We start from the raw sequence: 10,766 nt of genomic DNA, 5'->3' as shown, positions 1-10,766 counted from the left end.
AAATTATATAATTTATTGGAAGCAAATACCAACTTGTCGCTGGCACCTAAACCGGTGCGGGTAGATGGGATAGTAAAGGAAATAGTAGCCTGGATTTTAGTAATAGGCTTGTTTAGCACTACACTAACCTATCTGTATATCTGGCCCTATGTAGTCTTAAGTACCTGGCAAATTGCAGCCCTATGGGTTACGGGCATTTTATTCACTTTTATTCCATTTATTCAGAAATATTTTTGGGCTTTAAACCTTAGGTACGAACAAGATTTACTAATTCGGGTAGCCTTTATTGTACCAACCTTTATATCGGTTTTACTGCTCATTAATCATTTTGTACCATTGTCGGTTTACCACGAATCGCATCGTATAACTGGAACTTACGAAATCATCATCCGCAAAAAGAGAGCGGATGTCAGCTATGTAGGCCTTTACCTAGAAAACAATGCCTACGCAGGAGTAGAAAAAATCAGAACCATGCATCCCCGCCATGTGCCAACCCACCCACAGCAGATTACCTATACATTTAAGATGGGCATAATAGGTATAAAAACCGTTGAAAAATTTTTATGTGGAATAAAGGGAATAGTGCCGATATTAATCCTGAAGTCGTTACCCACATATTATCGGCACAATTGGTCAAATATTGAATAATTAAATAACTTAATGCCCTTATTTTTAAAAATTTTAAATTTAGATAATCTGGGTAGTGCTCTAGTTTAAAATTATGCAATTAATTATGTCACAATTTGCTTTAAAATCGTTATAATAGAGTATTGTAAGGGGTTTTAATGCAAGTGTGCGATGATGAAAAGCGTATCTAAATCAATAATAATTTTTATTTTTCTACTCATAGGTTTTAGTTGTATTTCTATAAATAGCCAGGCGCAACGCGTCGATATACAGGAGTGGCCGAAAGGCCGGGTTGTTTTAACTTCCGGTGATACCTTAAGCGGCCCTTTAACCTACCACCGCACTGAAGATATTGTGCGGGTTACCAGTCCGGATGGTTCGATCCAGGCTTTTGCACCGGTAAATGTGGCAAGTTTTACGGTATCAGATGGTCGGTTCTCCCAGACTTTTAAACCTTATATGTGGAACCGCGGGAATGATTACAGCGACTACAAAGCGCCTGCTTTTTTTGAACAACTGAGCGATGGCAATTACAGTTTAGTAAAACGCGAAACCATAGTACGCCGGAATATGAACGCAGGCCCGATGTACGCGGGCTATGGCCGGTATTACGATCCTTACGGTTATAACACCATGGGCCGATACGTAGAACAAGTGCAGGAACTATTTTACCTGCACACTCCCGATAATAACATAATTGCGTTGCGCAAACCTAAACGCGATTTAGAAGATCTGTTCGGCAAGAAAAGTAAAGAAATGAAAGCGTTTATTTCGGCGAATAAACTAGACTACGACAATGCCCGGGATCTGGTGTTGATTGTAAGCCATTATAACAAAATTATGCAGTAGATTGAAGCAACATCATTTTAGTAGCTAGAAGGCCATTCTTATAAAGAATGGCCTTTTGCTTTTAAGTATTTGGGGTTTAACCATTAGAAGAAATTTAAAAAAATAATTTTAAAATTTCTTCTAATGGATCTGGATTGGTAAAAAAGCGGCTTTAAACATCGGTAAAGCTGTTTTTTTTTAATGTAGAGCAGCTTTTTTGTGCTATTACCGAACAGTAATGACGGTTTAGCGTCCGTTTGCGAACAGTTTTTAGTAGTTAAAAGCTTGAAAAACATTGATTTTAAGCCGTATAGGCCTTTTTTCCTGGTTTGGCATACCCGTTGCAAACCTGATTAAAGAGATCAAGGGATTTAGGCTTGATTTAATCGCAGAATAAAACTAAAAACTAAAATAATAAAACTATGAAAAAGCTTATTCTTTCTTTCGTGTTATTTGTTCAGTTAGGCTTTGCCATGGCCAAGGACAACAAACCAACAATGGTGGTGCAAGTAAAAAACGACAACGTTAAAATGTTTCAGCAAGCCGGTACTTCCACCCCCATCTTGTACGCTATCTCTACCAACGACCGAGTTGAAATAATCCGTAAATGGAACACTTACTGGACCATGGTTAAAGTAAACGATAAAGTAGGTTATGTTTTACATTCGGAGTTAACGTATTTAAAAGAAAAACCAGAACCCCGGGCCATTGCTAAACGCTGATTTTTTAAATTTTTAAATTTAAAAAGGTGAACCTGTAAGTTCACCTTTTTTATTTTTTAGGAGCGAGTTCTTATATAAGGAACCTTAAGCAATGAATTTAAAAATCCGGAACCAGTAGTACTTCTTTCATGGGGTTTACGCCATTCCAGGTTCCTTCGGAGCTTAATACCTGAAAACGCGCAAACAGTTCTTCTTTATACCATTTGCCAGTCCGGGTTTTTTGCATTACTTGCCGGTGCGCCGGGTTTTGGTAGGCATAAGCCTGCATGTGTTTTTGATTTTGCCAAATGCTAAAAGTTGCTTGCCTTACAAACGGTAATTCGCCTAAACCAATGGAGGCCAATACCCCAGTTGCTTTTTCAAGAGCCTGGCTGGTTAAGGTACCGTTTTTCCAAAACGCCGGCAAAGCGCGCCAATTAATGGCAGCGCGGGTTAGTACCGCAATAGGTTGTTCCGGCTCAGGTTCTTTAATTAATTCCGGAAAAGGATTAAGCCCATCCCATAAACCGTGGGCTTTATACGGCAGCAAGTTAACGGTCCATGTTTCCTGGCAATGTTTCCGGTATTCATGAAATAAAGCAGAATTTTTAAAAAAGTCCTGAGCTGCGGCTGGGTTTTGCCAGGTAGCAAACAAGCCATACCGGTTAAAATCTGGTTTTAAAGAAAATACCCGACCCTGGCCACTACCCAATAATTTAAAAAATGTTAAACCCGGCACTTTTTTAAGAAGGGGAGGAGAAGTGCCCATCTGGGCTAAGCCCCAACGAACCTGCCCGGGTTTTAAACCAAACAAAGTTAATGTGGTAAAAGAGGCAGGTAAAGGTGGTGCGAGCAAAACAGCTATTTTTAACTTCCTAATATTATTAAAAACGAAAAGGAGCGATCATCGCCCCTTTTCGTTTTGGTAAGCTACAAATTAATTTTCTTATTTTCTCCCGGGTGGGCCGGTTCACCGGTTATAGTGGCTTTTACCATACCATATAAATGCACCAGGGTGCTGGAAGGGGCATCCCAGTATTCGGCCTGGTCAATAGTAACTTTAATCAAAGAAATATTTGGATCGTCTTTTCCCTGCGGGAACCAGGCTTTAAGCGGTTCGTGCCAGAGTTCATCAATTTTGGCTTTGTCCTTAACGTTGCGGGCTCTCCCGGATACAGATACATAGGTATTTTTTGCATCGTCCATGTAACTTACATTCACGTGCCGGTCTTGTTGGATTTCGTACGTTTTAGCAGAGTCCTCGGCGTTAAAAAACCAAAGAAAACCATCGGGTTTTACTTCCTGGGTGCGCATGGGGCGGCTCCGCAAAGTACCATCGGTTTCGGCGGTGGTAAACATGGCCGTTTTAATGTCTTTAATTAAATCAACAAGCTTTTCCAGATCCTGGTTGGGCGTATTTTCCATAGTTCTATTCAGTTTTATTTTGTTTGTTTCAGTACGATTCGCAACCCGAAAAGTTCTTTTGGGTATTTATCCTGCGTCTATACCTGGCTAATAGTAGCATCATCAATAACTTTCTGTAGTTTTAACCAATTGGCTGTAAAATGGTTTATCAGGTAAGTATATTTTAAAAATTTGAATTTTTTAGCCCACGCGTATTTGTCCGGTACCAACCAAGAAATTATGGTCGGTAATTTTATTGCGGATTCGGTAAAAGGCCGGCAAAAAGAGGCTTACCCCGAAGAAATTAAAAAAGGCATTGAGCTGCACCGGCTTATAGATACCTTTACTGACATGCATCCGGTGGTAAAAAGAACCAAAGACCGGCTACGGCCCGGTTACGGAAAGTTTGCGGGCGTAATTACCGATATGTTTTACGATCATTTTCTGGCGGCCAATTTTAATCGGTTTAGCGCTACTCCTTTGCTGGAATTTACGTTGCTGGTTTATGCCACCGTGCAAAAATTTGAGCCCTACTTACCCGCAGAGGTGCAGTATTTTCTACCTTACATGATTAAACAAAACTGGCTATTTCGCTACGCCCAGATTAGTGGAATCCAGGCTTCGCTGGAAGGGTTAAGCCGCCGGAGCGCTTTTGCCTCCAACATGGCTACTGCTACGCAAGCCCTGGAAACAGATTACCCATTATACCAGCAGGACTTTGAACTATTTTTCCCGGAGTTGCAAAATTATGTTAAACAGGCAATGGTTTAGGTTGATCGAGTTTATACCTGAACTATTAGCCATGTAATTGGAAGAGCGCTTTCGGGTAAACTACCTATGCAATCAGAATAAAGGTGTGTCGTATTTTAGGTTTCTTGTATTTTAAAATAATCTCGTCTAGCAAATAAGTTTCCTTCTGAAGGACAAAATAGATATACGAATAAAATTTTAAAACTTTTAAAATTTAAAATTCTGCTAGCCAACTATGCAACAGATAGCCGTTCCAGGTGCAAGCATTGACGCTAAACTGTCCCTTTGTTCAGCGAGTTTTGAGCGTCTTGCGTTTTTTTTGTTCTTTTTGTGTCAAGACAAAAAGAATCAGACCTTAACAATGAAACAACTCCACTCAACAATAAAGCAACATCAGCAGCTATGCAAACGAGAATTTACCGCTCAAATAGCAAGTCACGGAAGTAACTTCCGCGCCATAGTAGGTAAAAGCTCGAACGATAACCTGCTAACAACCAGTTAAGCTTTGCAAACCAGTGAACATTATTCCAAATAACTCATAAAAAAAGCGGGATGGTATTTCCCGCTTTAAATTTTAATAAATTTTGATCTAGATTAATGATGATGACCGTGTTCGCCGTGAACGTGACCGTGCGCTAATTCTTCTTTAGTAGCTTCGCGCACACCTACCACTTTGCCATCGAAGTGCATGGTTTTGCCCGCTAAAGGGTGGTTAAAATCCATTTGTACTTCCTCATCGCCTACTTCCACTACCTGGCCTTGCATTTGATTGCCTTCGCTGTCGGCCATCGGTATAAAGTTGCCGGGTTCCAACATGCCATCCGGAATAGCGCCATCTACCTCAAAAACATTTTTCGGAATATTTACCAGCGCGTTCTCGTCGTAGTCACCGTAGCCATCTTCTGATTCCAGCGAAAAAGAAAAAGTAGCGCCTTCTTCCAAACCGTTGAGATGTTCTTCAAATTTGTCGGGCAAACCGCTAACACCGTACAGAAAAACCATAGGGTTGTCGTTGCCGGCAGTTTCTACGTGGCTCTTTTGGCCGTTTTCGTCTATTACGCTAAGGTCGTAGGTGAGCGACACTACGGTATTATTGCTGATTTTCATATATCGTTTGAGTTTAGGTGAACAAAGGTAAGAATATAATTAAGCTTACCAGATTAATTTTGGGTATACGGCTATTCTGAAATATGGGTCAGCTCCCAGGCACTTTTATATGCACCAATGCTTTCGGTATAATTTAAAAAATCGGTGTAAAAAGGGTGCCGGGTTAAGGTAGCGCTGTCGCCCACAATAACCAGTTTTTTCCGGGCGCGGGTCATGGCCACATTCATGCGCCGGATGTCCGCTAAAAAGCCAATTTCACCCGCATCGTTGCTACGTACCATGCTGATGTAAATAATATCACGCTCTTGTCCCTGAAAAGAATCAACAGTACCTACCGATAACAAGCGCCGGTTTTGCAAATCAGCTAATTGCGGCTGGTGCTCCATTTCGTCTTTTAAGTAATTAATTTGAGCCCGGTATGGCGAAATAATGCCGATTTTTAAAGGGTGCTCCGGCATTTGGGTTACATCGTAATCTTTAAGTAAATGTAGAATATGCTGCAACAATAAATCCGCTTCTTCGGGGTTAGCCACGCTGGAACTTTCGAAAAAAGCTTTTTCGGTAAAGCCGCAACCGGCGGTATCAATAAACTCTACAGCTAAATTACCCGCGAATATCTCGTGAAAAGCTTCCAGGTCGGCCGCGGCTACACTATCGTGGGCCGTTAATTCGCCCCCGTAAAATTGTTGGTTCGAGAAACTCATAATTTGCTCGTGCATGCGGTATTGCGTTTTTAACATTACGGCTACCTCAGGTTGCCGCTCGATGCACTTCTCGAACAAAGTTTTGCTTAAACCTTTTTTATCTGCTTCCAGGGATTTTACGGTAGGAGGTAGCTGGCAATGATCGCCCGCCAGAATAACCCGGTTAGCCCGCGTGATGGGGATCCAACATGCCGGTTCCAGGGCCTGCGCCGCTTCGTCGATAAATACCGTGTCGTAGGTTAAATGCCGGATTACCCGGTTAGCCGAACCTACCAGCGTACAGGTAATTACCTGCACCCGGTCGAGCAAATCTTCAATAATATACCGTTCCAGGTTTTCGGCTTCCTGCAGCATGCGGCGGCTTTCTTCTTTCATTAAGCGACGCTGTTCCCGTTCTTCCCAGCCAAACTTGCGCTTAAACTGAAAAGCCATGGATTTGTACTCTTCGGCATTTTTGCGCAGCAGTTTAATGTTTTTATAATCCCGATGCGCCATAATCTGGGCATCCAGGGTATGTTCCAAGAGCAAATCCGACACCCGCGAAGGGTTTCCAATCCGGATAACGTTGATATCCTGAGCGGCTAGTTTTTCGATAAGTAAGTCGACGGCGGTGTTGCTGGGCGCGCACACCAACAAGCGGCGTTCGCTTTGTAAAGTGCGCATAATGGCTTGCACCAGGGTAGTAGTTTTGCCGGTGCCCGGCGGTCCGTGAATAATGGCTACGTCTTTAGCCAGTTCGATATTTTGTACCGCTTGGTTTTGCGATTCGTTTAATTCCGGAATCGGTAGGTAGCCTTTGTTTTCCCGGAAACGGGCCGGTTCCAACCCCAATACAATGTCCCGCAACTGGGCTAAGCGGCTTTTTTCCGCGTCCATTACCTTGCGCAAGGCAATTTCCATTTCGCGGTAACTCATCTCGTCGAAGGTTAAGTCAATGCCCAATTTTCCTTCGTCGATCCAATCGGGTAAATCTTCTTTGGTGGTAGCAAGCGTGAGTTTATTTCGCTTTAAGCTGGTAATTACACCCGTAAGTACTTGTCCGTCGTGGCCTTGCGCCCCCGAAGCATTGGAAAAAATCTGGGCGGCTTTGCCCGTCTGAAATAAATGCAGTTGATCTTTACCCTGGGTGCGTTCCAGTTCCACCACTACTTTACTGCCAAAGCCAATTTCGGTTTTAGTAATAACAATGGGATACCAGCACAAACCATTTTCTTTTCTTTCGCTAATGGGGCTACGGGTACTTTTTAACTTATACTGATTTAAGTCTTCTTCTTGCTCTATTTTGAGTAAGGCTTGCGTGCGCCTTAATTCTTCTAAAATGTCTATCATTTAGTTATTTAATTCGCTACTAATAATTTTTTAAAAATCAGTAGCTTAGGTAAGTGGTAAAAACTATAAACCATCTTATATAATCAATTTTAGGGGCAAAAGGTTTCGCTGTTTTAAAGTAAGCAGTTAAGTTAGATGTCCCTGTTTTTTGAAAAATTCAGGCTCAGGGTTTAGCGCCTTTTTTTACCGGTGTAGGCGGCCAGTTTCCGGCGAAGGTTTAAAGTATATAATAGCAATGCCAATAAACCCATACCGGTTAAAGCAATAATTTTATCCCGGTCAATTCTTTTGTTGCGCTCTTGCTCGGCCTGGCTGGTTAATTCGTTTATTTTCCGCTGCCGCGATTTTTGCAGATTTTCTAAATTGGCAATCTGGGTTTTTAAGGTGTATATGGTATTGGCTACGGCTACCTTATCGTCTTTTAATTGCTCGCTTACTTTGTTTTGTTCTACGGTTAAGGTGGCGGCTTGGCGCAGGGTAGTAGTTTTAATGGTATTTATAATTTCCGAGTCTTTCCGGATGATTCCTTTTAAGGTATCTATAATCCGGAGTAAGTCTTTTTTTGATTTTTTGCCCCAAAAGTTGCTGTTCTGGGCATTATAAAACTGATAGTCTTTTACTAATTGTTCGCGCTGGCTCAGTAAAGTCCGTAAGCTATCCTGGGTTTGGGCCAGAAGGGTAAAATTAAAAACCAGTAAAAGCGAAATCAGCAAAGTTTTTTTTAACATACAAGTACTAATAAATAAGTAGAGAGAACCATTGGTTTTGCCAGGAAAGATAGGCAAAAAGTTTTCCTTCTTACAACCTTACCCGCTTCCGGGACTAAGCCGCCTTGGTATTTATAGGATTGCTAACTGTTCTGAAAAGTAAAAATTTTAAAAATTTGTCGAAGTTATGAATCAGCATTACTTGAGTTTAATTAAGATAACGGCACCGGCATTTCGGCAGATTGGGATACAGGTTTACTTTTAGGCCGGAAGAAGTACACCACCAGAATAGGAAGTAACAGTAAATCTGAGAGTACGGCAAATAATAAGGTTAAACTAATGAGTAAGCCCACGTAAAAAGTACCTTCAAACGTCGAAAAAATTAAGGTGCCAAACCCGCCCATTAAAATACAGGACGTAATAATTACGGCTTTACCGGTAGTTAAGTACGTGCGTTTTACAGCGTAGTACAACGATTTACCCGCGAGTAACTCCAGCTTGAGTTTGCTGATAAAATGGATGGTATCGTCGATGGCAATGCCCAAAGCAATGGTAAAAATAATGGACGTAGATACTTTTAAGTTAATATCTGCCACACCCATAAAAGCACCGATTAACAGAATGGGCAAAATATTGGGCAGTAAAGTAATGACAATCATCTTCCAGGAGCGGAACATAAAGCCCACAATGGCTCCAATGAATAATATATCGAGCAGCAAACCTTCCATTAAGTCTCGGGTGAGGGTATCGTTGTTTTTATCCAGTAACACTGAGCTGCCGGTAAGGTGAGTTTTTAGCAAAGCCGGGTTGGTTTGTTTTTGCATAAATTCCCGGAACTGGTTGTTTAACTTAGTCGCTTTGGCGCTGCCAATATCCCCCATTTTGCCACTCAATCGGCCTTCTTTTAAATCGGTGCTTACTAACCGGGTGAGTTCGGGCCTTTTTTTAAAAAATTTTAATTGCTGTTGTAGTTTACGCCATTGGGCCTCAGTAGCGGGTAATTTATAAAAGCCGGGAGAACCGCCATTTACGGCCTTGTTTAAAGTTTTTACTACCGTAACCGGCGACAAAATAAAATTTAACCCGTAGGTGTTACCCAGATATTGCTCTATTTCTTCTATTTCCCGAAGAACCGGCAAACTATAAAGGGTTTGGTTCGGGCCGGCTTTTAAGAACAGCTCAAAAGGGCGCACGCCGGCAAAGTTTTCTTCAAAATATTTAAAATCCAGCTTTACCGGGTCATTATCCGATAAGTCATCCAATAAAGTAGTATCAATCCGGATTAGGGTAAGGCAATATACCGCACCCACGATAATCAGACTAATGGCGACTAGTATTTGAGTCCGGAACCGAAACACAAACAACAGCAAACGCCGCAGTAAAAAAGGCCAGGTGAGTGCTTCTTTTTTGGGGGCTGTACGGGGTGGTAGCGGCATTAGCAGCATCATGGCCGGCAGCATGGTCATGGAAAGTACGTAAGCCACAATAACCGCCACGCCCGTAAAAGCCCCAAAATTGCGGATGGGGCCAATATCGGCGGTAAGTAACGTAAAAAAGCCAATGGCTGTGGTAATGGCTGTAATAAAAGTAGCTAAACCCACGTCTTTTACCGTAGTAATAATCGCCTGATTTTTGGGTTTCCCTTCGGCTATTTCGGTTACGTACTGGGTTAAAATATGCACCGAGTCCGACATGCCCACCACAAACATGATGGTTGGTAAAAGCATGGTCATTAAATCAATGGTGGTGTTGGTGAAACCCATTAAGCCCATCGACCAGCAAATAGAAATTAAAACTACCAGCAAAGGCATTACCACGCCCCACCACGTCCGGAAAGTGATGTACAGAAAAATAACCACCATTACAATGGATATAGACATAAACAAAGCCAGCTCGTAGCGCATCCGGTCTACGAAAATAGATTGTGCCACCGCTTTGCCGGCAATGTGGTAGTTAGGTAAACCGAGCGTGTGTAGGTTGTGCTTAAGCGTAACCAGCAACGAATCGCTGGGGAGTTTAGTTAAGTTCGGCGAAGTTTGAATCAGCAACGAAACCGATTTTGCATCCGGCGAGAAAAGGGTACCTACTAATCCGGGCTCCTGGTAAATAGTAAGGCTGTCCTGTAAATACCGCCCGGGTTCGTTTGTGTGCAAGTAGGGTACTTCAAACAAGCCAAAAGTTTCGATAATGGGGCTGCGTAGGGTAGTGGGCGATTGCACCTGCTCCACGTGCCGGATTTTAGCGATTTGTTTGGTTAAAGAATCAATTTTAGATAAAAACGTTTGATTAAAAATGGATTTTTCAGCGGTGATGCCCAGCAATAGGTAATCGTTATCGTTACCAAATTTTTCGCGGTATTGTAAATAAAAATCTAAATCCGGATCATGGCGGGGAAAAAAGTGATCGAAGTTATAATCAAACCGTAACCGGGTAGTATAAAATACACTAAGGCAGGTAATTAGCGTAATAAGAGTAAGAACAAAATAACTTAATTTTTTATATAGCATTTCAAAATATAACGCCCGGGTTTGGCGTTCCCCAATAGAACCCATTACAAAGGTAAGTAACCCAATTTAAATCCTCATTGTTTGATTTTTTAACCACTATCG

10 protein-coding genes are annotated in these 10,766 nt (G+C 41.9%); 4 read left to right on the top strand and 6 right to left on the bottom strand.

Annotated features, from left to right (window positions below):
* Nucleotides 1-15 precede the first annotated feature (15 nt).
* The 3 genes from HUW51_RS21765 (at nt 16) to HUW51_RS21755 (ending at nt 2,177) form a co-directional block, all read left to right on the top strand.
* Nucleotides 16-648, top strand: a complete 633-nt coding sequence (locus HUW51_RS21765) for a hypothetical protein (protein ID WP_185271707.1) — start codon at nt 16-18, stop codon at nt 646-648.
* A gap of 150 nt (nt 649-798) precedes the next feature.
* The gene (locus tag HUW51_RS21760) at nt 799-1,476 is read left to right on the top strand and encodes a hypothetical protein (protein ID WP_185271706.1); all 678 of its coding nucleotides are present in this window, start codon (nt 799-801) and stop codon (nt 1,474-1,476) included.
* 401 nt (nt 1,477-1,877) lie between these two features.
* Nucleotides 1,878-2,177, top strand: a complete 300-nt coding sequence (locus HUW51_RS21755) for an SH3 domain-containing protein (protein WP_185271705.1) — start codon at nt 1,878-1,880, stop codon at nt 2,175-2,177.
* A 97-nt stretch (nt 2,178-2,274) separates the two neighbouring features.
* On the opposite strand, the gene HUW51_RS21750 is transcribed toward HUW51_RS21755, so the two are convergent.
* Nucleotides 2,275-3,012: a spheroidene monooxygenase gene (locus HUW51_RS21750; protein WP_185271704.1), complete on the bottom strand. Its 738-nt coding sequence runs from the start codon at nt 3,010-3,012 to the stop codon at nt 2,275-2,277.
* 74 nt (nt 3,013-3,086) lie between these two features.
* Nucleotides 3,087-3,581 carry a pyridoxamine 5'-phosphate oxidase family protein gene (locus HUW51_RS21745; protein ID WP_185271703.1) on the bottom strand — a complete coding sequence of 165 codons (495 nt, stop codon included), beginning with the start codon at nt 3,579-3,581 and terminating at the stop codon, nt 3,087-3,089.
* Nucleotides 3,582-3,752: 171 nt separating this feature from the next.
* Here HUW51_RS21745 and HUW51_RS21740 point away from each other — a divergent pair, with 171 nt between their 5' ends.
* Nucleotides 3,753-4,331: an acyl carrier protein phosphodiesterase gene (locus HUW51_RS21740; protein WP_185271702.1), complete on the top strand. Its 579-nt coding sequence runs from the start codon at nt 3,753-3,755 to the stop codon at nt 4,329-4,331.
* Between the two features lie 573 nt (nt 4,332-4,904).
* Here the strand turns inward: HUW51_RS21740 and HUW51_RS21735 are convergent.
* The 4 genes from HUW51_RS21735 to HUW51_RS21720 form a co-directional block, all read right to left on the bottom strand.
* Complete coding sequence (locus tag HUW51_RS21735; protein ID WP_185271701.1) at nt 4,905-5,417, bottom strand: FKBP-type peptidyl-prolyl cis-trans isomerase; 513 nt, start codon at nt 5,415-5,417, stop codon at nt 4,905-4,907.
* 71 nt (nt 5,418-5,488) lie between these two features.
* Nucleotides 5,489-7,450 carry an AAA domain-containing protein gene (locus HUW51_RS21730; RefSeq protein ID WP_185271700.1) on the bottom strand — a complete coding sequence of 654 codons (1,962 nt, stop codon included), beginning with the start codon at nt 7,448-7,450 and terminating at the stop codon, nt 5,489-5,491.
* 170 nt (nt 7,451-7,620) lie between these two features.
* A complete protein-coding gene (locus HUW51_RS21725) occupies nt 7,621-8,178 on the bottom strand; it encodes a hypothetical protein (protein ID WP_185271699.1) in 558 nt (185 codons plus the stop codon).
* Nucleotides 8,179-8,369: 191 nt separating this feature from the next.
* Complete coding sequence (locus tag HUW51_RS21720; RefSeq protein WP_228466818.1) at nt 8,370-10,709, bottom strand: efflux RND transporter permease subunit; 2,340 nt, start codon at nt 10,707-10,709, stop codon at nt 8,370-8,372.
* Nucleotides 10,710-10,766 lie beyond the last annotated feature (57 nt).

It is taken from the genome of Adhaeribacter swui (genome assembly GCF_014217805.1).
GTDB classification, from domain to species: Bacteria; Bacteroidota; Bacteroidia; order Cytophagales; family Hymenobacteraceae; genus Adhaeribacter; species Adhaeribacter swui.
Note: the sequence above shows the minus strand (reverse complement) of the source record. Positions and strands in the feature narration are given on the sequence as shown.